Origin of the sequence: Mesorhizobium sp. C120A (assembly GCF_030323105.1) — a bacterium.
Taxonomy (GTDB): Bacteria; Pseudomonadota; Alphaproteobacteria; order Rhizobiales; family Rhizobiaceae; genus Mesorhizobium.
In genome coordinates, this window is record NZ_CP100476.1 from 5441211 (window position 1) to 5467540 (window position 26330).

The window sequence follows — 26330 nt, forward strand, 5'->3', positions numbered from 1 at the left end:
TTAGCGGAATCCGGGTGACTGTATCGGAAATTCGCTCCAGGATCGGGGCGCGGTCTGTGGGGGCCGAATCGCATGCTCGGTTTGCCGATGATATCGGTGCGCAATCTCGCCATGCGTTATGGCGGCGTTGTCGCGCTCAGGGATATGAACCTGTCTGTCGGACAGGGGACGATCCATGCTGTCGTCGGTGAAAGCGGCGCCGGCAAGTCGACGCTGGTGAAGGTGCTTGCCGGCGTGCTCCGGCCCAACAGCGGCACCATCCGCGTCGGCGACCAGATGGTCACCGTCGACAGCCCGATCGCTGCACGCAAGCACAGCTTCGGCGTCGTCCACCAGGGGCTCAGCCTGTTTGCCGACCGCTCGGTGCTGGCCAATCTGTTCGTCAATCGCGAGCCGTTGCGCAATGGCTTCGTCTCCAGGCGCGAGATGGAGGCACGCAGCCGCACCTTGCTTCGGCAACTCAAGCTCGACGTCGATGTCCACGCTCCTGTGGGACAACTCGGCATGGGCGAACGGCAATATGTCGAACTCGGCCGCGCAATTCTGGACGGCCCGAGGCTGCTGATCCTCGATGAACCGAATTCTGCGCTCGACCGGCGCCAGACCGAGCACCTGTTCACCGTACTAAGAGACCTCAAGGCCAAGGGCACGAGCGTGCTCTATGTCTCGCACCGGCTGGAGGATGTGTTTGCGATCGCAGACCAGGTCACCGTGATGCGCAACGGCCGTGACGTGCTGACAAGTGGGCGCTCGGCGTTGAGCGAAGCCGATGTGATCGACGCCATGATCGGCCAGCAGCGCGGCAGCCTGTTCCCGCCTGCACTGCCGGCCAATGCCAGCACGATAAGGCCGCGGATCACGGTGGAGGGTCTGAGCGGCGGCCGGATTTCCGGCGTCAGCTTCACCGCCCGCTCCGGCGAGATCCTCGGCTTGGCCGGGCTTGAGGGGTCAGGCGTTGAACACCTGTTCGAGATGCTGTTTGGCCTGCGCAAGGCGCAAAGCGGCAGGGTGCGGCTCCCCGACGGCTACGGCTTGCCTGGAAATCCGACCGAAGCGGCGCGGCGCGGCATCGGCCTGGTGCCGGCCAACCGCCTGTGCAACGGCCTGATGCCCGACAGGTCGCTGGCCTTCAACATAGGCAACATCGCTACCGGCGCCCGCAACTGGGGGTCGCGCCGCTACTCGCCCAAGGCGGCGATCGCCGCCGCCGCAAGGCAGATCGATGCGCTGCGCATCAAGGGCCTGCCGGACGCGCCGGTGAATTCGCTGCTGGCCGGCGATCAGCAGAAGATCGTAATCGCCAAATGGCTGGAGACGGCGCCGCAAGTGCTGCTCCTAGACAATCCGGCTGGCGGTATCGAGGCGGCTGCCAAGCGCAAGATCTATGCGCTGATCCGGCAGATGGCGGCCAATGGCTGTATCGTTTTGCTGCGTTCGGTCGAGCCGTCCGAACTGACCAACCTCAGCAACCGCGTCCTTGTCTTCCACCGCGGCCGGGTCGCCGGCGAGCTGTCCGGCCCCGAGATGAAGCGAAGGACAGTGCTGCAACTGACCACCACCGGCGAGATGCCGGAGGCGGAGCGGCCGAAAAAGAAGCTCGTGGGAGCCATGGCATGACACGATTGGATCCCATGCTACAGCTTGCCGGTTCGGCTGCCCACCCGAAGCGCAACCTTCGCCTGCCCGTCGAACTCAGGCCGCTCATCGGGCTCGTTGTCCTGGTGGCGATTACAGGCTTTGCCCGGCCGGATTTCCTCGATGAGGCCAATGTGCTGTCGTTGCTGGAAACCGCTGCGTATCCCGGCATGCTGGCGATCGGCATGGTGTTCGTGCTCGCACTCCGCGAGATCGACCTTTCCGTCGGCTGGATATTCCATCTCGCGGCCCTTCTCACCGCATTCCTTCTGGCCGCCGGCATCGACCCGTGGCTTGCCGCCCTTGCCGGCGTGCTGCTCGGCGCCGGGCTCGGCCTCGTCAACGGCCTGCTGGTGGTGGCGCTGCGACTGCCGGCCATCGTCGTTACGCTGGGCACCTTTGCAATGTTCCGGGGCCTGGCGGCGGTGGCCGTCAAGATGCAAGCGACAGCTCCGGCCAGCCCAGGCGGCGACTTCTTTGAGATCGTTCACGGCAAGCTGTTCGGCCTTGTGCCGACGGCTGTCTTTGTCTTCGTCACAATGGCGGTGGTGATGCACCTCGTGCTTCACCGCAGCCGCTTCGGCTACCGGATCCAAGCCGTCGGCAGCAATCCGCAGGCGGCGCTCTATGCCGGCATCCCGACAGGTGCTGTGCGGCTGCAGACGCTGGTGCTGATGGGCGTCATCTCGGGGCTGGCGGGCGCGCTGTGGCTTGGCTCTCCCGTTACCGACGTCGACCAAGGCGGCGGTTTCGTGCTGATGGCGATTGCCGCGGCGATCATCGGCGGCACCTCGCTTTCCGGCGGGCGCGGCACCGTCTTCGGTGCGGTGATCGGCATGCTGATCGTCCAGGTCATCTTGAGCGGCGTTACCCTGTTCGGCATCGACGCCGCATGGAGCCCGTTCGTGATCGGCGCGGTGATGGTGCTGGCGCTCGCGCTCGACCGGCTGGCCAAGGTGCTGCGCAACCGCCAGGCCGAGCGCTTTCAGGAAAATCCGCGCGCCTGAGTTTAAGCCCCGCCTGCTTGCCGGGAAATATCTCTATCTCTTGGTTGACGCAATTCCGGACGGAAAACCGTTTCACACTTTTCCTGGAATTGCCCTCTAACTGATGCGATCTGATGGGATCGATGATGGCGCGTTGCATCGCGCCACCATCCATTGGGCGGATGGAGGCTTGCCATCGGCCGCAAAAGAAGATGCTCTGCGCATCCGGGTCGGCGCTGGCAGGAGGAGAGGAACAAGGGCATGGCCCGGATCATCGCCGGACGTGGAGGTCGTTTTTCAACATGGGAGGAAAGCAAATGCTGACGAGGCTACGATTACTCGTGCTTGGCTTGATTGTGGCGCTGGCCGTTCCGGCGGCGGCACAGGCCAAGACGTTCTACTGGATTTCGCATGGCGGCCCGGCCGACCCGGTCTGGACCTACTTCCTGGCCGGCGCCAAGCAATGGGCGAAGGACACCGGCAACACCGTCAACACCTCGTTCCACAATGGCGACGTTGCCTCGCAGCAGGAGGCCGTGCGCGCCGCGATCTCGGCAAAGGCCGACGGCATCGTTACCACCAGCCCCGATCCGGGCAGCCTGATCGAAATCGCCAAGGAAGCCAACACCGCCAAGATCCCGATCATCAACTTCAACACGCCCGATCCCAAGGCAAGCTTCGACGCCTATGTCGGCGGCGACAACGTCACCTTCGGCAAGCACTGGGCGCAATATCTGGTCGACAAGGGCCTGGTGAAGAAGGGCGACTTCGTCTGGATGCCGGTCGAAATCCCCGGCGCCACCTACGGCGTCCAGGAAGAGGAAGGCATCAAGAGCGTCTTCGAACCGCTGGGGATCACCTATGAGATCACCGAAGCGACCCTCGACCAGGCCGAAGCCATCAACCGCATGGTCGACTATCTCACCGCCAACAAGGCCAAGGTCAAGGCAATCATCGGCCTCGGCGATCTGGTCACCGGCTCGATCAAGCGGGTGTTCGACCAGGCCGGCATCAAGCCGGGCGAAATCCCGGTCGTCGGCTGGGGCAACTCGCTCGACACCACCCAGGAAGTGCTGACCGGCTACGTCAATGCCGGCCAGTGGCAGGACCCGCAGGCGACCAGCTACGTCGCGCTGTCGCTGGCCAACATGGCGGCGTCAGGCATTCCTCCGGGCTTCAACGTCATCACCGGCGCGCTCTATGAAAAGGACACCGCGCAGGTCTACGACGACATCCTGTCGGGCAAATAACCCAGACCTTCAACAGTCGCGGCCGCAGCCGCGGTCGCGACTGTCTTTTCGCCGAGCCCTTCGCGTTGCGCGCTGGGCTCAGCCTTCCCCTTCCTGTCGCGGGTTATCAGTGGAAAACCGTTCGCTCATCCAACGCCTGATCGCGAGGCCGGAATTCGGGCCCTTCGTTCTGCTCATCGTCGAAATCGCGGTGTTCTGGAGCATCAACCACGATTTCCTGTCGCCGCAGAACATCTCCAACACGCTGGCCTTCACCGTCGAGCTCGGGCTGATCGCGCTGGCGATGACGCTGTTGATGACATCGGGTGAATTCGACCTGTCGGTCGGCTCGCTGTTCGGCTTTTCGCCGGTGCTGATGTGGACGCTGTTCAACAGCGGTCTGACCTCGCTGGAGGTCGGCTTCCTCGCCGCGCTGCTGATCGCCGCCTTCATCGGCCTGGTCAATGGCTGGTTCGTCACGCAGTTGAAAATCCCATCCTTCCTGGTGACGCTCGGCATGCTGCTGGTGGTGCGCGGCACCGCGCTGTTCGTCACCGACGGCTTTCCGCAGCGGACGTGGAGCGCCGAGGGCAGCTGGCTGGCCGAAGCGCTGGTCGGTGATTTCTTCATCGGCCCGTTCCGCATCTACATGTCGCTCTTCTGGTTCATCGCGGCGGCCATCGCACTGGGCTACGTGCTGACGCAAAGCCGGACCGGCAACTGGATCCAGGCAGCCGGCGGCAATCCAGGCGCCGCAAGGGCGCGCGGCGTCAACGTCAGCGGCGTCAAGATCGGCCTGTTCGTGCTGTCGTCGGTGATGGCTTCGCTTGCCGGCGTCATCTCGTCGCTGCGCACGTCGGCCGCCAACCCCAACAGCGGCACCGGCTACGAGCTCGAAGTCATCGCCATGGTGGTGATCGGCGGCACGGCGCTGACCGGTGGGCGCGGCACCATCATCGGCACCGTGCTCGGCATCCTCATCCTGCGCGTCATGCGGAACGGCATCGTGCTGATCGGCGTGCCCGGGCTGGCCTACAACATCTTCATCGGCGCCATCATCCTCGGCATGATGGCGCTGCACTCATGGCTGGAACGCCGGCATCAGGCAGGGACCTAGAACCATGGCTGAACCGCTCATCCGCATGTCCAACATCAAAAAGTCCTACGGGCGCGTGCAGGCGCTCGAAGACGCCAATTTTCATGTCAACGAAAGGGAGATCGTCGGCCTGCTCGGCGACAATGGCGCCGGCAAATCGACGCTGATCAAGGTGTTGTCGGGGGCGGTGCCGCTGACCAGCGGCGACATTTTCATCCGCGGCAAGAAGGTCAATCTGCGCAGCACCAGCGACGCCATCGCGCACGGCATCGAGACGATCTACCAGGATTCGGCACTGGTGACGCAGCTGTCGATCGCGCGCAACCTGTTCCTCGGCCGCGAGCCGATCAAACCGCCGCGCTTTTTGAACCGCATGGACCAGGAGGCGATGAACAATGTCGCCCGCGACCTGTTGAAACAGGTCGGCATCTCCAAGAACATCCCGCCGACGACGCCGATCGGCTCCCTGTCCGGCGGCGAGCGGCAGGCCGTCGCCATCGCGCGCGCCATGCACTTCGACAGCGACCTGATCATCCTCGACGAGCCGACCAACAATCTCGGCGTCGCCGAGACGCAAGGCGTGCTGAGCTTCGTGCGCAACGCGCGCGATTCCGGGCATTCCTGCATCTTCATCGCCCACAACATCCACCATGTCTTCCAGGTGGTTGACCGCATCGTCGTCATGCGCCGGGGCAAGGTGGTGGCCGACGACATCGACCCGAAGAAGACCAGCGTGGCCGAGGTCGAACGCATCATCACCGGGATGTCGGACAAGGAGATCCGCGACGCCATCATCGAAGGCGGGCCATCGCACGGCTGAACCGTCTTCGCGCCGTCTGGCACGGAAACGCATCCGCTCTAACTCGTTGTAGAGCATGACCTTTTGACAAAACGGTTCCCGTTTGTCCGAGAAAACCGGTTCCCACTTTTCGGGATCATGCTCTATGACTACAGCCATGAAAGCCACCGTTGCCGACATAGCCAGGAGCTGCGGCCTGTCGACCGCGACCGTCGACCGGGTTCTGAACAACCGAGCCGGCGCGAGCGCCGCCAACCGCCAACGGGTGATGGAGGCGGCCAAGCAGCTCGGCTATTTGCCGGTGGTCGATCAGGTGACGCTGCCGTCGCGGCCGGCGCATCTTGAATTCTTCCTGCCGATCGGCGCCAACGGTTTCATGATCGACCTCGCCGGGCACATCGAGGACTATGCGGGACGCCTGCCGCTGGTCGCCTCGTGCCGGATCCACAATCTCGGCGGCATCTCGCCGGCAGCGCTGCAGGCGGCGGTTGAAAATCTGTCGCTGAAGGCCAATGGCGTCGGCGTCATTGCCGTCGATCATCCGCGAACGCGCAACATATTGCGCGATGTGGTCGAGGCAGGCATCCGCCTTGTCACGCTGGTCTCCGACGTTCCAGCCGCCCCGCGTTCGGCCTATGTCGGCATCGACAACCGGGTTGCCGGACGCACGGCGGCGCTGTTGATGGGGCGCTTCCTCAACGGCCGCCAGGGTCATCTGGCGATGGTCGTCGGCTCGCGTTCCTATCGCGGGCACGAGGAGCGCGAAATGGGTTTTCGGTCGGTGCTGACAGAGGAATTCCCCAATCTCACGGTCTCGAGTGCGGTCGAGATCAATGACGAACCCGAAGGCAGCTACACAGCAACGATGCAGGCGCTGCACAACGAGCCGGAACTGCTCGGCATCTATTGCGTCGGGGCCGGGCGCTCAGGTGTGGCGAGAGCGCTGCTCGAGGCCAAGCCAAAGAAGAAGCCGGTCTTCATCTGCCACGACCTGACCAAGGAAACGCGCGGCTATCTCGTCGACGACCTCGCCGATGTCGTCATCGACCAGAATGCGCGGCTGATCGCGGAGCAATCTGTGATCCGCCTGCTCGGCTCGATCGCGTCCGCCGCGCCCTACCTGACGAAGAAGTTCATCGAGCCACGGCTGATCTTCAAGGAAAACGTGCCGGTGCAGTGAAGTCGCGCCGTGGCGGTTTCTCCGATTTGTACGACAAGTCGGGGTAGATGCCGCAAATCTGCACAGCAGCCATGCAACTTTCATTGTTGCCGAATCATTGGGCAACCCGTACTCATCTGGGTGTCGGCCATCTACTCCTCCCAGATGCGATGCCGACGCTGAGCGCGGTGCACCTCCTCCCGCATCTCGTTCGAAATCGAGCCCGCTGCCACCTCCTCCCGGCAGCGGGCTTTTTTCATTCTCAAACGAATCTAAATTAGAGTTGACGGGCAAGTTCGGAGAATAGCCAAAAGCCCCGCCGGATGATGGGGACTCCTCAACTCCGAAAGCTGGAATTCAGCGCGCCCTGAAAGAGCTGATCAGGCCTTCAGCCATGCGCACGAACTGCGTGCTGGGGCCCTGGCAGCCCATGGTCTGCACGCTGACGCGCGCCCCTTCGAACAGCAGCGACAGCGTATCGGCCAGAAGCTCGGCCTGACCGATGCCCGCATCCCGGCACAGCGCAACGAGGCGATCGCGCTGAGCGCTCTTGAGCTCCTTGATCACGCTCCTGGCGGGATGGTCCGGCTCGGTCAATTCGGCGGCGGCATTGGCCATGTCGCAGCCGCGACCGTCAGCCGCCAGGCAAGCAGCGGCCATGCGAATCCAGGCATGCAACTGGGCGAGCTTGTCGCCGGGATGCTCAGCCTCGAATTGGTCCCACATCGCGGCGCCTTTTGCCGCCGACGCGCGCAGGCATTGGACGATCAGTTCGTCCTTCGACTCAAAATGACGGTAGAGCGTCATCTTGTTGGTGCCGGCGGCTTCCGTGATTGCGTCGACACCGACGCCCTTGATGCCATGCTTGTGAAACATGTCCTGCGCCGTCTCCAGGATTCGGTCCCGGGGGCGCACGCGATCGGTAATGCCGTCTGCCATCGCAGTCTCCTTGTCTCCCTAAAAATTCGGTTCACCTCTTGACTAGGGTGTTACCGGTCTGTAACTATCCGAATGTTACTTACTAGTAACACCTATGTGGCCTTCCGTCAATAACAAGGCCGTGAACTGGTCCTGCCAGATCACAAAGGGTGAAAATTGCAGGTCATGCGGCTCCGGCCGGTGAAGAGATGAAAACCGGTTCGCGATCGTCCGATGCGAATCGCTGGAATGGAGACGCTCCAATGTCGCAGCGCAAGGATTTGACCATCGATGAAGCCATCCGGGATCCGATGATCCGGCTGGTGATGAAAGCGGACCGCGTCAATCCGCGCGCCTTCGAAGCGATGCTGAGGACCGTTGCCGATGAGCAGGGCCTCAGCGGTGCGGCGCCGTCTTCGTATTTTTTGCAAGACCCGGGTTCGGTGCGCGGCCGGCGGCTGTCCCGGTCTGCCAATTCTTTTAAAGAGGCCGGTTCTTCTAAAGAGGTTTGCGTGTCGTGGTAAACTTTTTCATCCATCGTCCGATCTTCGCCTCGGCCATCGCCATCATCATGGTGCTCGCCGGGACGATTTGTTATTTCCTTTTGCCGGTTTCGCAGTTTCCCGACATCACGCCGCCGCAGGTCGTGGTCAGCGCCCATTATCCGGGCGCCAGCGCGCAAGTGGTCGCCGATACGGTGACGACGCCGCTGGAGCAGCAGATCAACGGCGTCGAAGGCATGACCTACATGTCGTCGTCGAGCTCCAATGACGGCTCCTCGACCATCACCATCACCTTCGATGTCGGCTATTCCCTGAGCACCGCGGCCGTCGACGTCCAGAACCGCGTCTCGCAAGCCGCCTCGTCGCTGCCGGCGATCGTCAACCAGGGTGGCGTGACGATCAAGAAGCAGAACCCGAATTTCGTCCTCATCGTCAATCTGACCTCGCCCGACAGTTCGGTCGATCCGGTGGCGCTGAGCAACCTCGCCTATCTGCAGGTCGTCGATCCGCTGAAGCGGCTGCCCGGCGTCGGCGACGTGCAGATCTTCGGCGAACGCCGCTATTCGATGCGCGTCTGGCTCGATCCGGACAAGCTCGCCAATCTCGGCATCACCGCTGTCGACGTCCAGAACGCCATCTCAGAACAGAACGTCCAGGTGGCGGCCGGCAAGATCGGCCAGTCGCCGGCGCCCGCCGGCACCGCCTTCGAGATGCAGGTCAACGCCGTCGGCCGCCTGAGCGACCCCAAGGAGTTCGGCGACATCGTCGTGCGCGCCAACACCGGCACCGGCTCGCTGGTGCGACTGCGCGACGTCGCCCGCATCGAGCTCGGCGCGCTGCAATATTCGTCGTCGGCCTTCTTCGGCAAGGACCCGACGGTGGTGCTGGCCGTCTACCAGATGCCCGGTTCCAACGCGCTCGATCTGCAGCAGCACGTCAAGGACAAGATGCAGGAACTGTCGGCCCGTTTTCCCAAGGGCGTCAGCTACGCCATGCACTACGACACCACGCGCTTCGTGTCGGCATCGATGCATGACGTGCTGATCACGCTTGGCGAAGCGCTGGTGCTGGTCGTGGCCGTGGTGTTCATCTTCCTGCAGAGCTGGCGCACGACGATCATCCCGACCATCGCCATTCCGGTGTCGCTGGTGGCGACGATGGTGGTCATGGAAATGATGGGCTTTTCGCTCAACATGCTCTCCCTACTCGGCATGGTGCTGGCCATCGGCCTCGTCGTCGACGACGCCATCGTGGTGGTCGAGAATGTCGAGCGACAATTGGAGGCGGGCCTCAAACCGCTGGCGGCGACCAAGGCCGCGATGGCCGAGGTCACCGGACCGATCATCGCCACCACCGCAGTGCTGATGGCCGTCTTCGTGCCCGTTGCCTTCATTCCTGGCGTCTCCGGCAAGCTCTACAATCAGTTCGCGCTGACGGTGGCGATTTCGGTCGGCATATCCGCCTTCAACTCGCTGACGCTCAGCCCGGCGCTGAGTGCCGCCTTCCTGCGCCATCGCGGCGAGACGCAGTTCGCCCCATTCCGCTGGTTCAACACGGGCTTCGAGAGACTGTCGCATGCCTATGCCCATGGCGTGCGTATCCTCATCCGGCTGCGCTGGATCATGCTCGGTCTGTTCGCGGCCGGCCTGGTGGCCACCTACTTCGTCTGGCAGAAGCTGCCCTCGACCTTCCTTCCGGTCGAGGACCAGGGTTACTTCTTCGTCGTCATCCAGCTGCCTGACGGCGCCTCGCTGGAGCGCACCGACGCGGTGGCCCAGAAGGCGCGCGACATCCTCCAAGCTACGCCCGGAGTCGAGATTGTCGGTTCGATCAGCGGCCTGAACTTCCTGACCAGTGCGGCGCAGTCGAACTCGGCTGTCGAGTTCGCCATCCTGAAGCCGTGGGAAGAGCGCGGCCCCGACCAGAGCGCGTCGAAGCTCGTCGCCGACGTGCGCGGCAAGCTGATGCAGATTCCGGAAGCCTTCGCGCTGTCCTTCGATCCGCCTTCGATCCCGGGTATCGGCACCACGGGCGGCTTCGAATTCGTCGTCGAGGATCTCACCGGGCGCGGCAGTTCAGCCCTCAACGACGCGACGCAAGCCGTGATCGCCGAGGCGCGCAAGCAGCCGGAAATCAACCCGCAGCAGCTGTTCTCGCCGTTCTCGACCTCGACGCCGCAGTTCAACTACGACCTCGACCGCAGCAAGGCCAAACTGCTCGGCCTCAACCTGCCCGACGTCTTCAACACGCTGCAGATCTATCTCGGCTCGCTCTACGTCAACGACTTCAACCTGTTCGGCCGCACCTTCCGGGTGACCATCCAGGCCGACAAGGATGCACGTGCCCGACGCAGGCGACCTTTCGCGGCTCTATGTGCGCAACGCCTCCGGCGGCATGGTGCCGCTGAGCACACTGGGCAAACTGGTGCCGTTCGTCGGCCCGGAAACCGTGCCGCACTACAACAACAACGCCTCGGCCACGATCAATGGCGGCGCAGCCCCCGGCTTCTCGTCGGGCCAGGCGGTTGCCGCGATGGAACGGGCCGCCGCCACCGCTTTGCCCAGGGATTTCGGCTTCGAATGGACCGGCATCACCTTCCAGGAGCTCAAGGCAGGATCGATCGCGTCGGTCGTCTTCGGCCTCGCCATCGTCTTCGTCTTCCTGATCCTGGCGATGCAGTATGAGAGCTGGGCGATGCCGTTCATGGTGCTGCTGGCGGTGCCACTGGCCCTGTTCGGCGCCTTCGCAGCCCTGTTCCTGCGCGGCATGCAGATCGACGTCTACTCGCAGATCGGCTTCGTCATGCTGATCGGCCTCGCCGCCAAGAACGCGATCCTGATCGTCGAGTTTGCAAGGCGGCGGCGCGAGGAAGGCTTGAGCATTGTCGACGCGGCGATGGAAGCCGCGCGGCTGAGGCTGCGGCCGATCCTGATGACGGCCTTCGCCTTCATCCTCGGCGTGCTGCCGCTGATGTTTGCGACGGGTGCGGGTGCGGCAAGCCGGCAGTCGATCGGCACCACCGTGTTTGGCGGCATGGTCGCGGCGACCATTCTGTCGCTGGTGTTCGTGCCAGTCTTCTACGCGGTCATCGAACAGCTGCGCGAACGCCGCGTGCGCAGCGAACCCAACGCTGCTCATGACCAGGACAATAATGAACCGACAGCCGAACCAGCGCCGATGCGCCTGGCCGAAGCAGCCGAATAGAATTGGAGACCAAAATGCGTAAATGGAAAATAGCTTTGGGAACGGCCGTCGCCCTGGGAGCGATCTCGGTGGCAAGCGTCCACTTCCTCGACATGGGCAATCTCAGCCTCAATGCCGGCACGGCGGCAGCGACGGCAGCACCTGCGGCATTCGTTATGCCGGTGCCGGTGACGAGCGTGGTCAAGAAGACGATCCCGATCTATCTCGACTACGCCGCCCGCATCGAGGCGATCCGCAGCGTCACCTTGCAGGCCCGCGTGCCCGGCTATCTGCAGGAGCAGACGGCTGAGGACGGCGCGGATGTGCGCCAGGGTGATCTGCTCTACAAAATCTCGCCCGACGACTTCAAGGCGGCTCTCGACCAGGCCAAGGCCGAAGTGCAGCGCGACCAAGCGAGCCTCGACTATGCACGCTCCAATCTCGGCCGCGGCTCCGAACTCGCCAAGAGCGGTTATCTGGCCAAGGATGGGTTCGACCAGCGCACGAGCACCTTGCGTCAGGCCGAAGCGTCGCTTGCCGTCAACCAGGCGGCGGTGCGGACGGCCGAGCTTAATTTGAGCTACGCCGAAATCCACGCTCCGTTTGCCGGCCGCGTCGGCCGCAACCAGGCTTCGGTCGGCACGCTGGTCAGCGTCGCCGGCACGGTGCTGAACACGCTGGTGCAGCTCGACCCGATCTACGTCACCTTCAATCCGAGCGAGACGGATCTGGCCGAAATCGAACAGGCCCGGGCCGCCGGCCCGATCGAGGTCGAGGTGCTGCTGCCCGGCGAGACCGAAGCCAGCCAGAAGGGCGAACTCACCTTCATCGACAACACGGTCGACCACTCGACCGGCACGATTACGGCGCGCGCCACCATCGGCAATGCGAAGTTCTCGCTGCTGCCGGGCCAGTATGTCCGGGTGCGGCTGCACATCAAGCAGCTGCCCGACGCGCTGATGGTGCCGCAGGTGGCGCTGGGTTCGAGCCAGCTCGGCAAATATGTCTATGTAGTCGGCAAGGGCAACACGGTCGACCAGCGCATCGTCTCGCTCGGCGCGACCAGCGGCGACCTTGTGGCGGTGCTCAGCGGCGTTGCCGAAGGCGACCAGGTGATAACCGGCAATCTGCAGAAGATCGGACCAGGAATGCCGATCTCGCCATTGCCCCAGGAGAAACCGGCCAGCTGATAACCCCCATCAGCCCCGGTCCTGCGGCGCCTTCGGCTTCCACGCCGAGGGCGCCGTTTTTTATGGAGCGCCGCACGCCGTTTTTGGAGTAACCGCAAGGCACAAGAATCCGGAACAGACATATTGTAGGATTGTCGACAATCTGCTTGTCTGTTTCCGGCTCTCACTGGAGTGACGGAATGGCCAAGCTGGACTTCAATCCGATCGCGGATACGACACGCCGGGCCGAGATCGTCGCGCTGTTGCGGCGGGCGATCCTGACCGGCCAGCTGGAACCCGGCCAAAAGCTCAACGAGCTGAGGATCGCCGAGCAGATGAGGGTCAGCCGTGCGCCGTTGCGCGAGGCAATGCGCGAGCTGGTGCAGGAAGGCATCCTGACCAGCATTCCCTATGCCGGCACCTTCGTCATCGATGTCACCGCCAAAGATATCGACGACGCCTATTCGCTGAACAAGGTGCTCGATGAATTCGCCATCGAGCGGACATGGAAGCTGCGCGACCAGCGCTTCTTCGACGAACTCGACCGCCGGCACGAGGCAGTGAAGCAGGCGACGCGCGCGCGCGACACCACCCGCCAGATCGAAGCCGCGCTGCAATTGCACGGGCTGATCTATGAATGGGCCGACAATTCGGTGCTGCTGGAAACCTGGCAGCGGCTGACCAGCCGGCTGCAGATGTATTTTGCCCTGCACCAGCGGGCCCGCAACGAGCCGGTGCCGGCCGAAGATCTCCACGAGACCTATGTGCGGCTCTTGAAGGGCGCCGACATGCGCGCTGCCCAGCGCCATGCGCGCGAGCATATCGACCTCGATTTCGAAGAGCTGCTTGCCTATGCGCGTGGCCTCGATCAGCGGAACATCGAAGGGCTGACCCTCCTCAACGCCTAGAGACAACGGACAGACAAGTGCAGATCAAAACCATCAAGGCCTATCGCGTCGTGCAGCCGTTCGTGGACGGGCCCTACCGCATGTCCAAGGGGCGGGTTGCAGACTGCTTCGATGCGGTGATCGTCGCCATCACCTCCGACAGCGGCGTGACCGGCTGGGGCGAGATGGCGCCGCTCGGCAATTTCTATTCGGCCGCCTTTCCGGCGGGAACGCGCGCGGGCGTGGTCGAGATCGCGCCGCACCTGATCGGCCAGGACCCGCGTGGCCTCGCCGGCATCGGCCGATTGATGGATACGGTGTTCAAGGGCCATCCTTACATCAAGTCGGCGCTCGACATGGCCTGCTGGGATCTGGCGGCCCGGGCCGCCGACGTGCCGCTGGTGACCATGCTTGGCGGCCGCGAGAGCGACATGGCGGAGACCTACCGCGTCGTCACCCACGGCACGCTCGACCAGATGGCGGCACTGGCCAAAAGGATCATCGCCCAGGGCTGCCGCCGGCTGCAGGTCAAGGTCGGCGGCAATGTGCATGAAGACATCGAGCGGGTGAGCGCAGTCGCTTCGGCCGTGCCGAAAGGCACGGTGATTTTCTGCGACGCCAATGCCGGCTGGACACCCTACCAGGCGCGGCAGTTCGCCGATGCAACGCGCGGCATCGACTACACGTTCGAGCAGCCCTGCACGACGATCGAGGAGAACATGTCGGTGCGACGCATGCTCGACAAGCCGATGGTGCTGGACGAGAGCGTCATCTCGCTCGAGGCGATGCTGGAAATCCATCGCCTGGGCGCCGCCGACGGGCTGACGCTGAAGATCTCGCGGCTTGGCGGCGTAACCAGGACAAGGCAAATCCGCGACGTCGCCGTCGATCTCGGTTTCATGATCACCGTCGAGGATACGGGCGGCGCCGAGATCGACACGGCGGCGATGGCGCATCTGTCGCTGTCGACGCCGGAAGAACGCCGGCTGCACGCCATCGCCTTCCATGAGTGGGTGACGGTGCGCACGGCCTCCAACGCCCCACCGGTCACCGGCAGCCACATGGGCATTCCCGACGGGCCCGGCCTCGGCATCGATGTCGTGCCCGACCTGCTCGGCAAGCCTTTCCTAGAGATCGGCTGAGATCAAGCGCAGCATGAAGCTGTCACCCCACGAATCCTCCGTGGGAGATTTGGTCCTGCAGCCATTCTCCGATTTGCGGGTTGAAATATTTTTCAAATGGAAATAGGAATGTTCAAAATGATGATTTGACGCTGCGGCGCGTCATGACTGGAGGAAGCGATATGGCCCATCCGCAATTTGCAGCGGAACTTCTGCAGCGCGCTGAAGCCCAAGGGCCCATCACCATCGGACTCGCCGGCGCCGGGCAGATGGGCACCGACATCGTCGTCCAGGTGGCGCTGATGCCGGGCATGCGGATCGGTGCCATTTCCGAGGTGCGGCCGCAAGCGGGGATCGATGCCGCACTGCTCGCCGGCCATGACCGCTCCGACATCGTCCAGGCTGCGAACGCCTCTGCCATCGACCGCGCCATCGAGGCCGGCAAGATCGCTGTCACCGAAGATCTGCATGCGCTGGCCGCGGCCGGCCGCATTGATGTCATCATCGACGCGACAGGCAATCCCAACATCGGCACGCTGTTTGCGCTCGAAGTGATGAAGAACGGCAAGCACATCGTTATGCTCAATGTCGAGGCGGACATTACGATCGGCCGCTTCCTCAAGGAGGAAGCGCGCAAGGCCGGCGTGGTCTACACCGGTGCGGCCGGCGACGAACCCGCCTGCACGCTGGAGATCATCGGCTTCGCCAAGAGCCTCGGCTTCAACATCATCGCCGCCGGCAAGGGCAAAAACAACCCGCTCAAGATCGACGCCATGCCCGCCGACTACGAGAAGGAAGCGGCCGAGCGCAACATGAATGCGCGCATGCTGGTCGAGTTCGTCGACGGTTCCAAGACGGCGATCGAGATGGTGGCTATCGCCAACGCCACCGGGCTGGTGCCAGACGTGCCGGGCATGCACGGCCCGACGGCGACGCTGGAGGAACTGGCCAGCGTGCTTTGCCCGCGCGAGGATGGCGGCGTGCTGCACCGCAAGGGCGTGGTGGACTATTCTATCGGCAAGGGCGTGGCGCCCGGCGTGTTCTGCATCATCGAAACGAGGCATCCGCGCGTGCTGGAGCGCATGGTCGACCTCAAGGTCGGCAAGGGCCCCTATTTCACGATCTACCGTCCCTATCACCTGACAAGCCTTGAAGTGCCACTGTCGGCGGCGCGCGCCGTTGTCTACAAACGTGCCGACATGGAGCCGCTCGACCATCCGGTCGCCGAAGCGGTGGCGGTGGCCAAAAGCGATCTCGGCGCAGGGCAGTCGCTGGGCATGATCGGCGAGAACGACTATCGCGGCTTCGCCATGACCTGGGAGGACGCCCGCGCCAAGGGCGCGCTGCCGCTCGGGATTGCCGAACGCGCCAAGGTGGTCAAGCCGGTCAAGACCGGCGACTTCCTCACCTATGAAAATTGTGTACCCGACGATTCGATGGTGATAACGCAGATCCGCCGCCGTCTCGACCAGTCGGACGGACAGTTTGTGACCAACGCCGCCTGAACCTTCGGGATCTCCCTGTGATGGACGATGTCGTTATCGGGATCGATGCCTCGACGACGGCGGTGAAGGCAATCGCCTTCACCCGCGACGGCGCGGACCTGTTCCAGGCGCGCGAGGCCTATCCACTGGCCAATCCTAAGCCCGGCCATTTCGAGCAGGATGCCGAACATTGGTGGGCAGCCCTTATCAGTGCGCTGAAGCAGGTTGCCGACAAGGTCGGCGCCGCGCGCGTGGCGGCAATTGCCATAGCCCATCAGCGCGAGACCTTCACCCTGATCGATCAGGCCGGCACGCCGCTCATCCCGGCGATCCTGTGGCTTGACGAGCGCGCCCGGCCTCAAGTCGCCAGGCTGTCGGCCGAGCTTGGCCGCGAGACGATCCGCGACTGGAGCGGCAAGCCGCCGGATCCGACGCCGGCGCTCTATGCCATCGCCTGGCTGGCCGAACACCAGCCGCAGGTGCTGGCCAACGCCGCCGCCCTGGTCGATGTTCATGGCTTCTTCGTTCACCGGCTGACCGCACGGCTGGTTACCAGCACGGCAAGTGCCGACCCGCTCGGCTTGCTCGATGTCGCGACAGGCGAATGGCACCCTGAGCTTGTCGCGGCTGCAGGGCTGCAGCCACGGCAGTTGCCGGCGCTGATCGGCCCAGGCGAAATCTGCGGCGGCCTTGCCGAAAGCATTGCCCAGCTGACTGGCCTCAAAGCGGGCACGCCAATTGTCGCCGGCGCCGGCGATGGCCAGGCTATGGGTCTCGGCATGGGCGTCTATGGTGCCGGCAGGAGCTATCTCTCGCTCGGCTCCGGCGTCGTCAGCGGCTGCTATTCCGGCACGGTCACCACATCGGACGCGTTTCGCACGCTGGTCTCGCCGACCGGCTCCGGCTTCATGCTGGAAACCGTGCTGCGCTCGGGCATGCAACTGGTCGACTGGATCGTGCGCACCACCGGCGCGTCTTCCGCGGCAGAACTGGAGAAGGGTGCGGTCGATGTTGCGGCCGGCGGCGACGGTCTTTTGGTCATGCCCTATTGGGCCGGCGTCATGAGCCCCTATTGGGATGGCGCGGCGCGCGGCGCCGTTGTTGGCCTGTCGCTCGACCATGAGCCCAGGCATCTCTTCCGCGCCACGCTGGAAGGCATCGCTTTGGAGCAGGCCATCGCCAGCGAGGCGATGGAGGCCGAAAGCGGCGGCAAGCCGGGAGAGATGATTGCCGCCGGCGGCGGCACCAATTCGGCGCTGCTGATGAAGATCATGGCCAGCGTGCTGGAGCGGCCGCTGTTCGTGTCGCCGGTCAACGAGGCGGCGGCCCTTGGCGCGGCCATGCTGGCGGCTTCGGCGATCGGCTGGTTCGCCTCGGCGGAAGACGCCGCCAAGGCAATGGCGGCGGCGCCGGCCAGGCGTGTCGATCCGGATATGACGCTGGTGCCGGCTTACCGGGCGCGCAAGGCGATCTACCGCGACCTCTATCACGCGACACGCGACATCCACGCGCGGCTCGGTGCGATCTGAGTTCAAGCGCAGCTTGCCTGCGTGAGGCTCCCATGCCCAACCTGCCCAGCTTGCCGATTTTGCGTCCTGCCCGGCCAATGCTAGACTCATCGGGCTCATGAAAGCAGTATTTCACCTTGCCGCCCTGCCCTGGATTGTCGCGCTTGCGGCAGCTCCGATGACGGCGCGTGCGCAGGACGAGCCGCCCTTCGAGGTCACGCTCGACATTGGACAATGACGGCAGGATGGATCGGGCCGCGATCGCGGCGGATTCCGACAGCGGGCTGGCGGATCTCTCGATCTATCTGGCTGCCGGCGAAGGAAAGCTCGATCCTTCGCGCAAGCCTGACTTTGTCAAAAAGGCGCTGACGCAGGACCGTATTCTCCGGCTCGAAAGCAAGGGCAAGGGATCGCTTGTCGTCACCTCGTGCTTCGGCTGCGGCGCCAACAAATCATGGGATACAACGCTGACCATCGTCTGGCGCGGCGGTAAATTCCTTGTCGCCGGCTACAGTCGCGACTGGGACTGGAATGTGCAGAAAGCCGACGGCTCGGTCGAGACGACGCTGGGCGGTTGCGACATCAATTTTCTCACCGGCAGAGGCGTTGCCTCAAAGGACCTGGACGACGGCAAACCGGTCGCGGGAAAATTCGTGCCGATCGCACTGGCCGACTGGTCGGACGACAGTCGTCCGGAGCCCTGCGAATTCTGACCGACGCCGGACAGCGCTCAACGATTGAGCAGGCCTTTGGCCGCATCCTCATCGGTGATCAGCACCGAAATCCTGGTGTTGGCCAGCGCCGCGCGCATCACAGCGACCTTCTCCTGACCACCTGAAACCAGTATGATGCTCGGAATATCGGACAAATCCTGCAGCGGATAGGCGCAGACGCGGCGGTTGACCTCATGGTCGACCGGGTGGCCCTCGGCGTCGATGAAATGGCACAAGAGGTCTCCGACCGCGCCGGCGGCCTGCAGTTCCTCAAGTTCGCTCGGTTTGATGAAGCCGTAATTGGCGATCGGGCTGTCCTTGGAAAACGAGCCGACGCTGAGCACGGCGATGTTGGCGCGGCGCGCGCGGAAGACCACATCCTGAACGCTGCGCTGGCTCATGAAGGCATCGCGCTGTTCCGGCTTGTCGGCATAGACCGGCACCGGCAGCAGGAAACATTCAGCGCCGATCTTTTCGGCGAACTCCCAGGCGCTTTCGGTCGGGTTGAGCGGCTGCGCGTGGGTGAGGCCGCCGAGCATCGAGACGACCGTCGTCCTGGCGATCGGCCGCCTCGGCAATTCGTTGATGGCGAATTTCAGCGTGCGGCCCCAGCCCAGCGCAATGACGTCGCCGGCATTCACATTGTCGGCGAGATAGGCGGCAGCCGCGTGGCCGATCATCAGCGGCGCGTTGCTGCGATCAGCGGCTGATGGCACCACGACCGCCTGGCTGAGCCCGAAACGCTGCTTCAGGCTCTCCTCGAGCTGCACGCATTCGACGACACTGTCGCGAATGCGGAACTGCACGATGCCCTCCTCTCGCGCAGCGGAGAGAATGCGGTGCACCTTGATGCGGCCGACGCCGAGGATCTCGGAAATGCGCTCTTGCGTCAGACCTTCGACATAGTAATGCCAGGCGGCCCGGGCCTTGAGCTCGGCATCGGGGAAGCGCGAGGCCTTCTCGTTTTCGACGGTCGCCATCTTTTGCCCTCCCGCGGCAAATTTCGGAAATCTTTCCGCAAGCGCCGCCCCCTGGCCTTCCCTAGGACAAACCGCCCGGTGGCGCAAACCACCGCCGAATGGCGCAACGGCTCTTGACAATTTTCTAATGAACAGTTTAGCTGAACAAAATTGCATATCAAAGATAAATTGTTCACAGGGAGGTGCCTGGTGAACAAGAGCGGACGGCAGGCCATCGCCGTTTCGCTGACGGAGGAGACGAAGTGGCCGTGAGTAATGATGCAAGCGAGTCGAAGGCTGGCGAGTTGAAAGCCGCGCCCGGCACTCAAGGTGCGACGGCCGCGAAGCTTTCGGCGCTGTTTGCCGGAACCATGGGGCCGCTGATCGGGCTGCTGCTGCTTTGCCTGGCGCTGACGTTGACCACCGACACGTTCCTCACCATGCGCAACATCCTCAACGTACTCGACCAGATCACCGTGCTCGGCATCATGGCAATCGGCATGACGCTGGTGATCCTGATCGGCGGCATCGATCTCTCGGTCGGCTCGGTGCTGGCGCTGGCCGCCATGGTGATGGGCTTCGTCGCCCACCCCGACTATCTCAATCTCGGCCTTGCCGCCGGCGTCGTTGCAGCACTGGTCGTCGCCGGCCTTTGCGGACTGGTGTCCGGCCTGCTGGTGACCGTCACCCGGCTGCCGCCGTTCATCGCGACGCTGGCGATGATGTCGGTGGCGCGCGGCCTTGCCAACATGATCACCGACGGTTCGCAGATCGTCGGCTTTCCCGACTGGTTCACCAGCCTGTCGATCATCCGCCATTTCGGCTTCCTGTCGGTCACAGTCGGGGTGATGATGGTGCTGGCGATCGTCTTCGCCATCTTCCTCAACTACCGCGCCACCGGCCGCAGCCTTTACGCCATCGGCGGCAGCGCCGAGGTGGCGCGGCTCTCCGGCATTCCGGTGAAGTCGCTGACCAACTGGGTCTACGCCATCTGCGGCGTGCTTGCGGGTCTTGCCGGCATTGTGCTTGCCGCGCGGCTGGATTCGGTGCAGCCGAGTTCCGGCCTCGGCTATGAGCTCGACACCATCGCGGCGGTGGTGATCGGCGGCGCCAGCCTGTCGGGCGGCGTCGGCTCGATCGGCGGCACCGCGGTCGGCGTGCTCATCATCGGCGTGCTGCGCAACGGGCTCAATCTGCTCGGCGTCTCGCCCTTCATCCAGCAGGTGGTGATCGGCGTGGTGATCGCGCTGGCGGTCGCCAGCGATACCTGGCGGCGCAGGGCGCGATAGAGAACGGGGCACAATTGAGAATTCGCCCGGAGCGTCCGGGCGATAGACGGATCGGTCGATCCGAAACTGGGATGTTCCAAGGGGCGCGATGCGCTGGCGGGACAGTTTGACTATCAACGGAGGAAAAACATGCTGACCAAACGTTCACTGCTGCTCGCCGCTGCCGCCATCATTCCTATGCTCGGGCTGACCGACATGGCCTCGGCCAAGGAGGCCAAGAAACTCGGCCTCGCCGTGGCCAATTTGCAGGCCGACTTCTTCAACCAGATCAAGCAGTCGGTCGAAGCCTACGGCAAGGAGAAGGGCATCGAGATCGTCACCGTCGACGCCAAGGGCGATTCAGCGACCCAGGTCAGCCAGGTCCAGGATCTGATCACGCAGAACATCGACGCGCTGATCTACATTCCGGCCGGCGCCACAGCCGCCACCGTGCCGACCAAGACCGCCAAGGCTGCCGGCATCCCGGTCGTCAATGTCGACCGCAACGCCGACGGCGCGCCCGGCGACACCTTCATCGCCACCAACAGTGTCGCCTCGGCGCAGGCGGTGTGCGACTACATCGCCAAGCAGGCCGGCGGCAAAGGCGAACTGATCATCATCCACGGCCAGAAGGGCACCACGCCGGAAGTCGATCGCTCGAAGGGCTGCGGCGAAGCGCTCAAGGCCTATCCCGATATCAAGGTGGTCGGCGAATTGTGGAGCGAAGGCTGGCACCAGGACGAAGGCTTCAAGCTGACGCAGGACCTGCTGCAGTCGCATCCCGATGTCTCCATCGTCATCGGCCAGGCCGATGCGCTGGCGCTGGGCGCGGCACAGGCGGTCAAGGTCGCCAATCCCGGCCACAAGGTCTGGGTTGCCGGCTTCGATGGCGACGTGGCCGCGCTCAAGGCGCTGAAGGACGGCGTGTTCGACGTCACCGCGACGCAGCAGACGCAAGGCATGGGCCGTCTCGCCGTCGATGCGGCGATCAAGCTGGTGGCCGGCGAAAGCGTTCCGGCCGAGCAGCTGCAGGATGCGACGCTGACCACCAAGGACAATGTCGAGCAGTTCATCGCCAAGCATCCGTAACGACCGGCACCGCTTAAGAGAGCACCACGATGTCTCCTGATCCTCGCCACAGCGAAAGCCCGCACAACGGGCTCTTCGTCAACGGCCTTTGCAAGAGCTACGGACCGGTCCAGGTCCTGGCCGATGCGAGCTTCGAGGTGCGGCCGGGCGAGGTTGTGGCGCTGCTCGGCGAAAACGGCGCCGGCAAGTCGACGGTGTCCAATATCATCGCCGGCTCGACCCGGCCCGACGCGGGCACCATCATCTGGCGGGGGAAGCCCTATTCCCCCGCCTCGCCCGCCGCCGCCATCGATGCCGGTGTGGGCATGATCCATCAGGAACTGAAGCTGCTGCCGGATCTGTCGGTGGCGGAGAACGTCTATGTCGGGCGCCTGCCGATGCGCGGCGGCCGCATCGACCGCGCAGCGATGAACGCCAAGGCCTCGGCGCAGTTGAAGCGGCTTGGCCTCGACGTCTCGCCCGAGCGCAAGGTGGGCACGCTGCGCATCGCCGCCCAGCAACAGGTCGAGATCGCCAAGGCGTTGACGCTCAATGCCGAATTGCTGATCTTCGACGAACCGACCGCAGCGCTTGGCGGCGAGGAAACGGAGCTTTTGTTCCAGCAGATCCGCAAGCTCAAGGCGGAGGGCATGTCCTTCATCTACATCAGCCATCGTCTCGACGAGATCGCGCAGATTGCCGACCGCGTGGTTGTGATGCGCGACGGACGCATCGTCGCCCGCCACGAACGCGCCGATATTCCCGTGCGCACAGTAGTGGAGCAGATGGTCGGCCGCTCGGTCGAGCGGATGTTCCCACACTTGACGCCGCCGCGCGAGGAGACGCTGCTCGAGGTCGACAACCTGTCCTCGCCGGAGAAGAGCTTCAACAACGTTTCCTTCTCGGTCAAAGCAGGCGAGATCCTCGGCATTGCCGGGTTGATCGGCGCCGGCCGCACCGAACTGGTGCGGGCGATCGCCGGCGCCGATCCGATCTCGTCGGGCTCGGTGCGCGTTGCCGGCAAATCGGTGCATCTCAGCGGGCCGGCGGCAGCGATCAAGGCCGGCGTCGTGCTGGTGCCGGAAGACCGCAAGGCGCAAGGCGTCGTGCTCGACCAGACCATCGGCGAGAATTTGGCGTTCGGCAATTTCGACCATGTCGCGCCGAAGGGCTGGGTGTTTCCGAAAGCGGTGCAGAAATTCGCCGAAGCCGGCATCGCAAGGCTCGGGGTCAAGGGCAAACCTGGCCAGGCGGTCAGCAAGCTTTCCGGCGGCAACCAGCAGAAGGTGATCATCGCCAAATGGGTGTCACGCCCGCCGAAGGTGTTCATCCTCGATGAGCCGACGCGCGGTATCGATGTCGGTGCGCGCGCTGCGATCTACGACGTCATCGCCGACCTCGCCCGTTCCGGCATGGCGGTGGTGGTGGTGAGCTCCGACCTCGAGGAGGTGCTGGGGCTGTCGCACCGCGTGCTGGTGCTGAGCCGCGGCCGCCAGCGCGGCATTCTCGGCCGCAGCGAGGCCAGCAATGTCGCGGTGATGGAACTCGCCACGAGCTGAGGACAGGAGTCGGAACAAAGCGCAGCAGGTGGTATCCTCCCAAGGACCGGACCGCGCGGGGCGCCAGCAAAGACTAGCGCCCCTTCATTTCAGGAGGGGGAACAACATGAAACTATTCGATCTCAGCGGCGACGTAGCGCTGGTAACAGGCGCCGGCAGCGGCATTGGCCAGGCCATTGCCATCGGGCTCGCCGAAGCCGGCGCCGACATAGCCTGTTTCGGCCATGCCTCGAAAGGCGGGCTGGATGAGACCGCGCACAGGATCGCCGTGCTTGGCCGCAAGGCGGTGGTGCTGACCGGGACGGTGACGTCGGAGGCCGACCTGGCGACCGCAGTCGAGCGCACGGAAAAGGAGCTCGGCGCGCTGACCATCGCCGTCAACAATGCCGGCATCGCCGGGGCCGAGCCGGCCGAGACGCTGCCGCTGGAAAAATGGCAGAATATCTACGACGTGAATGTCAGCGGCGTGTTCCTGTCCTGCCAGGCCGAGGCGCGCGCCATGCTGACGCGGCGCAAGGGCTCGATCATCAACATCGCCTCGATGTCGGGCTCGATCGTCAATCGCGGCCTGACCCAGGCGCATTACAATTCGTCGAAGGCGGCGGTCATCCACATGTCGAAAAGCCTCGCAATGGAATGGGCCGATCGCGGCCTGCGCGTCAATGTGGTGAGCCCAGGCTACACGCTGACGCCGATGAACAAGCGGCCGGAGGTCGCCGAACAGATCAAGATCTTCGAACGCGACACGCCCATGGGGCGCATGGCGACGCCGGAAGAAATGGTCGGCCCGACCGTGTTCCTGGCCAGCCGCGCCGCGAGTTACGTCACCGGCATCGACCTGATCGTCGATGGCGGCTTTGTCTGCTGGTAGGAGAAGAAAAGTGCAGAAGCGTTTTGAAGGCAAGACTGCGGTCATCACCGGCGCGAGCGGCGGCATCGGCGCGGCGATGGCGAAGCGCTTTGCCGAGGAAGGTGCCGCGGTCGTGGTCAGCGCCATCGATACCCGCGTCGAGGACGTCGCCGCCAGCCTGAAAGCCGCGGGCGCCAAGGTCGCGTCGATGCGCATGGACGTTACCAGGAAGGATGAGGTCACCGCGCTGTACGACCTCGCCGAGAAGGAATTCGGCCGCGTCGACATTTCGGTGCAGAATGCCGGCGTCATCACCATCGCCCGCATCGAGGCGATGACCGAGGCCGAGTGGGACAAGGTGATGGCGGTCAACACCAAGGGCGTGTTCCTGTGCTGTCAGGAAGCGATCGCCCGCATCCGCAAGCATGGCGATGGCGGCCGGCTGATCAACACGGCGTCGGGCCAGGCGCGGCAGGGTTTCATCTACACGCCGCACTATGCGGCGTCGAAGTTCGGCGTCGTCGGCATCACCCAGAGCCTGGCCAAGGAAGTAGCCAAGGAAAAGATCACCGTCAACGCGATTTGCCCCGGCATTATCGACACCGACATGTGGGCTTACAACGACGCCGCCTGGGGCAAGCTGATGGGTGACTACAAGCCCGGCGAGCTGATGGCCGAATGGGTGAAGAACATCCCGATGGGACGCGCCGGCAGCGGCGAGGACGTGTCCGGCCTGGTCAGCTTTCTCGCCAGCGACGACGCCACCTACATCACCGGCCAAACCATCAATGTCGATGGCGGCCTGATCATGTCGTGAACGTCAGCTCTGGCGGTTGGCAATCGACCAGTCTGAAATTCCGTAGTGCACAGGGCATCAGCCGTTGCGCCGCATGAACGTTGGTATATATAATTTCATCTCATGAAACGGCCTTGGCGGGGATGGGGCTCGCCGGCCGAGACCATGGGACCTTGATGGCTCGCACGTCTGAGAGCGCCGCTGGAGCGGCGATCGATCTGTTGACGATTGCTCACGCAGCAATCCATCCGATGCCATGACGCGGGCCCGCCCGGCATCACATAAACACCAAGTCGAGCAACCATTTCGCCTGCGCAAGTTGCGGCCGCGGCACTGGCTTGGTGCGAACGAGCTTGCGTAACGACCCGCCTTTCCAACACAATCAAGAAAAGACGCAAGAAGGGAACGATCAAGAAATTTCCACATGGTTTGACAGGAGAACAAGCATGTCATTTCGCAGTGTGATTTCGAACCTATCAATGGGAGCCTTGGCGCTTGCCGCCGCAAGTGCGCTTACATCACCGGTCCACGCAGCAGCACCTGAATCCAACGACCCGATCAAGATCGCGCTGTTCGACTGGACCAGCGTCAACCTCAACGCCAAGATCCTTGGCGGTATCCTCGAAAAGCTCGGCTATACCGTCGAATATCCGACAGCCGACTACCTCTCCAGCCTGACCACCGGCCTCACCAATGGCGACCTTGATGTCGGCCTGGAGTTCTGGGACACGACGGCCGGCGAAGCGATGAAGGCTTCAGACGCCACCGGCCAGACCGAGCGGCTCGGCAAGCTCGGGCCGAAGGCCAAGGAGGAATGGTGGTTTCCCGAATATATGAAGGAGAAATGCCCCGGCCTGCCCAATTGGGAAGCGCTGAAGGACGCGAAATGCGCCGAGGCGTTCTCGACAGCGGAGACGGCGCCGAAGGGCCGCTATCTCGGCGGCCCGGTAACCTGGGAGGGTTTTGACGACGAGCGCGTCGAGGCGCTGAAGCTGCCCTTCACCGTCATCCATGCCGGCACCGACGCGGCGATGTTCGCCGAGTTGGACTCGGCCTATCAGCGCAAGGCGCCGATCATGCTGTGGATCTATTCGCCGCACTGGGCGCCGGCCAAGTACAAGGGCGAGTGGGTTGAATTCCCGGAGTATACGCCCGAATGCTACACCGATCCGAAATGGGGCACCAACCCGGATGCCAAATATGATTGCGGCAAGCCGCATGGCGAGATCTGGAAATACTCCTGGTCCGGCATGAAGGACAAATGGCCGATCGCCTACAAGGTGGCCAAGGCCTACACGATCGACACCGATGAGCTCAACAAGATGAGCGGCGAGATCGATCTTGGCGGCAAGACGCCGGAAGACGTCGCCGCCGCCTGGATCGCTGCCCACGAAGCCGACTGGAAAGCCTGGGCGCAGTGATCGCCTGACTGGAAGCCGG

General features: G+C 63.8%; 22 protein-coding genes and 1 pseudogene. 21 read left to right on the forward strand and 2 right to left on the reverse strand.

Annotated elements, in window-relative coordinates; genetic code table 11:
• Positions 1–72: 72 nt before the first annotated feature.
• The 6 genes from NL532_RS26770 (at position 73) to NL532_RS26795 (ending at position 6925) form a co-directional block, all read left to right on the forward strand.
• Positions 73–1617: a sugar ABC transporter ATP-binding protein gene (locus NL532_RS26770; protein WP_050590912.1), complete on the forward strand. Its 1545-nt coding sequence runs from the start codon at positions 73–75 to the stop codon at positions 1615–1617.
• Positions 1614–2642, forward strand: a complete 1029-nt coding sequence (locus tag NL532_RS26775) for an ABC transporter permease (protein WP_196813808.1) — start codon at positions 1614–1616, stop codon at positions 2640–2642. Before NL532_RS26770 ends, NL532_RS26775 begins: the two co-directional genes overlap by 4 nt.
• A 296-nt stretch (positions 2643–2938) precedes the next feature.
• Positions 2939–3871, forward strand: coding sequence for a substrate-binding domain-containing protein (locus NL532_RS26780; RefSeq protein WP_023687083.1), 933 nt, complete (start codon positions 2939–2941; stop codon positions 3869–3871).
• Between the two features lie 109 nt (positions 3872–3980).
• Positions 3981–4967: an ABC transporter permease gene (locus NL532_RS26785; RefSeq protein ID WP_023668514.1), complete on the forward strand. Its 987-nt coding sequence runs from the start codon at positions 3981–3983 to the stop codon at positions 4965–4967.
• 4 nt (positions 4968–4971) lie between these two features.
• Positions 4972–5766 (forward strand): ATP-binding cassette domain-containing protein, encoded by a 795-nt coding sequence (locus NL532_RS26790; RefSeq protein WP_023668515.1) that lies wholly within the window; start codon positions 4972–4974, stop codon positions 5764–5766.
• 136 nt (positions 5767–5902) lie between these two features.
• A complete protein-coding gene (locus tag NL532_RS26795) occupies positions 5903–6925 on the forward strand; it encodes a LacI family DNA-binding transcriptional regulator (protein WP_023668516.1) in 1023 nt (340 codons plus the stop codon).
• Positions 6926–7261: 336 nt separating this feature from the next.
• Here NL532_RS26795 and NL532_RS26800 read toward each other — a convergent pair whose 3' ends face one another.
• Positions 7262–7843, reverse strand: coding sequence for a TetR/AcrR family transcriptional regulator (locus NL532_RS26800; RefSeq protein ID WP_023668517.1), 582 nt, complete (start codon positions 7841–7843; stop codon positions 7262–7264).
• A 242-nt stretch (positions 7844–8085) separates the two neighbouring features.
• Here NL532_RS26800 and NL532_RS26805 point away from each other — a divergent pair, with 242 nt between their 5' ends.
• From NL532_RS26805 to NL532_RS26845, 9 genes and pseudogenes are all read left to right on the forward strand, one after another.
• Complete coding sequence (locus tag NL532_RS26805) at positions 8086–8346, forward strand: hypothetical protein (RefSeq protein WP_023692134.1); 261 nt, start codon at positions 8086–8088, stop codon at positions 8344–8346.
• Positions 8347–8393: 47 nt separating this feature from the next.
• Positions 8394–10610, forward strand: a pseudogene (locus NL532_RS26810) (efflux RND transporter permease subunit); the annotation flags it as partial.
• A 109-nt stretch (positions 10611–10719) separates the two neighbouring features.
• Entirely contained in the window at positions 10720–11529 is an 810-nt protein-coding gene (locus NL532_RS32445) for an efflux RND transporter permease subunit (protein ID WP_280799651.1), read from the forward strand.
• A 14-nt stretch (positions 11530–11543) separates the two neighbouring features.
• Entirely contained in the window at positions 11544–12698 is a 1155-nt protein-coding gene (locus tag NL532_RS26820; RefSeq protein WP_023687079.1) for an efflux RND transporter periplasmic adaptor subunit, read from the forward strand.
• 179 nt (positions 12699–12877) lie between these two features.
• On the forward strand, positions 12878–13585 hold the full coding sequence (locus NL532_RS26825) for a GntR family transcriptional regulator (RefSeq protein ID WP_023828020.1): 708 nt from the start codon (positions 12878–12880) through the stop codon (positions 13583–13585).
• 17 nt (positions 13586–13602) lie between these two features.
• Complete coding sequence (locus NL532_RS26830; protein ID WP_023696609.1) at positions 13603–14706, forward strand: mandelate racemase/muconate lactonizing enzyme family protein; 1104 nt, start codon at positions 13603–13605, stop codon at positions 14704–14706.
• A 161-nt stretch (positions 14707–14867) separates the two neighbouring features.
• Positions 14868–16190: an NAD(P)H-dependent oxidoreductase gene (locus NL532_RS26835; protein WP_023828019.1), complete on the forward strand. Its 1323-nt coding sequence runs from the start codon at positions 14868–14870 to the stop codon at positions 16188–16190.
• Positions 16191–16210: 20 nt separating this feature from the next.
• Entirely contained in the window at positions 16211–17698 is a 1488-nt protein-coding gene (locus tag NL532_RS26840) for a xylulokinase (protein WP_023729285.1), read from the forward strand.
• A 224-nt stretch (positions 17699–17922) separates the two neighbouring features.
• Positions 17923–18390 (forward strand): hypothetical protein, encoded by a 468-nt coding sequence (locus NL532_RS26845; protein WP_023828017.1) that lies wholly within the window; start codon positions 17923–17925, stop codon positions 18388–18390.
• Between the two features lie 17 nt (positions 18391–18407).
• Here NL532_RS26845 and NL532_RS26850 read toward each other — a convergent pair whose 3' ends face one another.
• Entirely contained in the window at positions 18408–19370 is a 963-nt protein-coding gene (locus NL532_RS26850) for a sugar-binding transcriptional regulator (protein WP_023668527.1), read from the reverse strand.
• Between the two features lie 284 nt (positions 19371–19654).
• Here NL532_RS26850 and NL532_RS26855 point away from each other — a divergent pair, with 284 nt between their 5' ends.
• The 6 genes from NL532_RS26855 to NL532_RS26880 all read left to right on the forward strand — a co-directional run bounded on the left by NL532_RS26855 (position 19655) and on the right by NL532_RS26880 (position 26311).
• Positions 19655–20638, forward strand: coding sequence for an ABC transporter permease (locus tag NL532_RS26855; protein ID WP_050587056.1), 984 nt, complete (start codon positions 19655–19657; stop codon positions 20636–20638).
• Between the two features lie 129 nt (positions 20639–20767).
• Positions 20768–21706: a sugar ABC transporter substrate-binding protein gene (locus NL532_RS26860; protein WP_023668529.1), complete on the forward strand. Its 939-nt coding sequence runs from the start codon at positions 20768–20770 to the stop codon at positions 21704–21706.
• Between the two features lie 29 nt (positions 21707–21735).
• Positions 21736–23244 (forward strand): sugar ABC transporter ATP-binding protein, encoded by a 1509-nt coding sequence (locus tag NL532_RS26865; RefSeq protein WP_023668530.1) that lies wholly within the window; start codon positions 21736–21738, stop codon positions 23242–23244.
• A 106-nt stretch (positions 23245–23350) separates the two neighbouring features.
• Positions 23351–24115 (forward strand): SDR family oxidoreductase, encoded by a 765-nt coding sequence (locus NL532_RS26870; protein ID WP_023828016.1) that lies wholly within the window; start codon positions 23351–23353, stop codon positions 24113–24115.
• Positions 24093–24911, forward strand: coding sequence for a glucose 1-dehydrogenase (locus NL532_RS26875; RefSeq protein WP_050586867.1), 819 nt, complete (start codon positions 24093–24095; stop codon positions 24909–24911). The genes NL532_RS26870 and NL532_RS26875 overlap by 23 nt, the downstream gene beginning before the upstream one ends.
• Before the next feature lie 425 nt (positions 24912–25336).
• A complete protein-coding gene (locus tag NL532_RS26880; protein WP_286487657.1) occupies positions 25337–26311 on the forward strand; it encodes an ABC transporter substrate-binding protein in 975 nt (324 codons plus the stop codon).
• Positions 26312–26330: the final 19 nt, after the last annotated feature.

What these genes read in the sequence shown, in the direction of transcription:
- NL532_RS26770 (WP_050590912.1), top strand. Translation starts at nt 73, where the DNA reads ATGCTCGGTTTGCCGATGATATCGGTGCGCAATCTCGCCATGCGTTAT.
- NL532_RS26775 (WP_196813808.1), top strand. Translation starts at nt 1,614, where the DNA reads ATGACACGATTGGATCCCATGCTACAGCTTGCCGGTTCGGCTGCCCAC.
- NL532_RS26780 (WP_023687083.1), top strand. Translation starts at nt 2,939, where the DNA reads ATGCTGACGAGGCTACGATTACTCGTGCTTGGCTTGATTGTGGCGCTG.
- NL532_RS26790 (WP_023668515.1), top strand. Translation starts at nt 4,972, where the DNA reads ATGGCTGAACCGCTCATCCGCATGTCCAACATCAAAAAGTCCTACGGG.
- NL532_RS26795 (WP_023668516.1), top strand. Translation starts at nt 5,903, where the DNA reads ATGAAAGCCACCGTTGCCGACATAGCCAGGAGCTGCGGCCTGTCGACC.
- NL532_RS26800 (WP_023668517.1), bottom strand. Translation starts at nt 7,843, where the DNA reads ATGGCAGACGGCATTACCGATCGCGTGCGCCCCCGGGACCGAATCCTG.
- NL532_RS26805 (WP_023692134.1), top strand. Translation starts at nt 8,086, where the DNA reads ATGTCGCAGCGCAAGGATTTGACCATCGATGAAGCCATCCGGGATCCG.
- NL532_RS32445 (WP_280799651.1), top strand. Translation starts at nt 10,720, where the DNA reads ATGGTGCCGCTGAGCACACTGGGCAAACTGGTGCCGTTCGTCGGCCCG.
- NL532_RS26820 (WP_023687079.1), top strand. Translation starts at nt 11,544, where the DNA reads ATGCGTAAATGGAAAATAGCTTTGGGAACGGCCGTCGCCCTGGGAGCG.
- NL532_RS26825 (WP_023828020.1), top strand. Translation starts at nt 12,878, where the DNA reads ATGGCCAAGCTGGACTTCAATCCGATCGCGGATACGACACGCCGGGCC.
- NL532_RS26835 (WP_023828019.1), top strand. Translation starts at nt 14,868, where the DNA reads ATGGCCCATCCGCAATTTGCAGCGGAACTTCTGCAGCGCGCTGAAGCC.
- NL532_RS26840 (WP_023729285.1), top strand. Translation starts at nt 16,211, where the DNA reads ATGGACGATGTCGTTATCGGGATCGATGCCTCGACGACGGCGGTGAAG.
- NL532_RS26845 (WP_023828017.1), top strand. Translation starts at nt 17,923, where the DNA reads ATGGATCGGGCCGCGATCGCGGCGGATTCCGACAGCGGGCTGGCGGAT.
- NL532_RS26850 (WP_023668527.1), bottom strand. Translation starts at nt 19,370, where the DNA reads ATGGCGACCGTCGAAAACGAGAAGGCCTCGCGCTTCCCCGATGCCGAG.
- NL532_RS26860 (WP_023668529.1), top strand. Translation starts at nt 20,768, where the DNA reads ATGCTGACCAAACGTTCACTGCTGCTCGCCGCTGCCGCCATCATTCCT.
- NL532_RS26865 (WP_023668530.1), top strand. Translation starts at nt 21,736, where the DNA reads ATGTCTCCTGATCCTCGCCACAGCGAAAGCCCGCACAACGGGCTCTTC.
- NL532_RS26870 (WP_023828016.1), top strand. Translation starts at nt 23,351, where the DNA reads ATGAAACTATTCGATCTCAGCGGCGACGTAGCGCTGGTAACAGGCGCC.
- NL532_RS26875 (WP_050586867.1), top strand. Translation starts at nt 24,093, where the DNA reads ATGGCGGCTTTGTCTGCTGGTAGGAGAAGAAAAGTGCAGAAGCGTTTT.
- NL532_RS26880 (WP_286487657.1), top strand. Translation starts at nt 25,337, where the DNA reads ATGTCATTTCGCAGTGTGATTTCGAACCTATCAATGGGAGCCTTGGCG.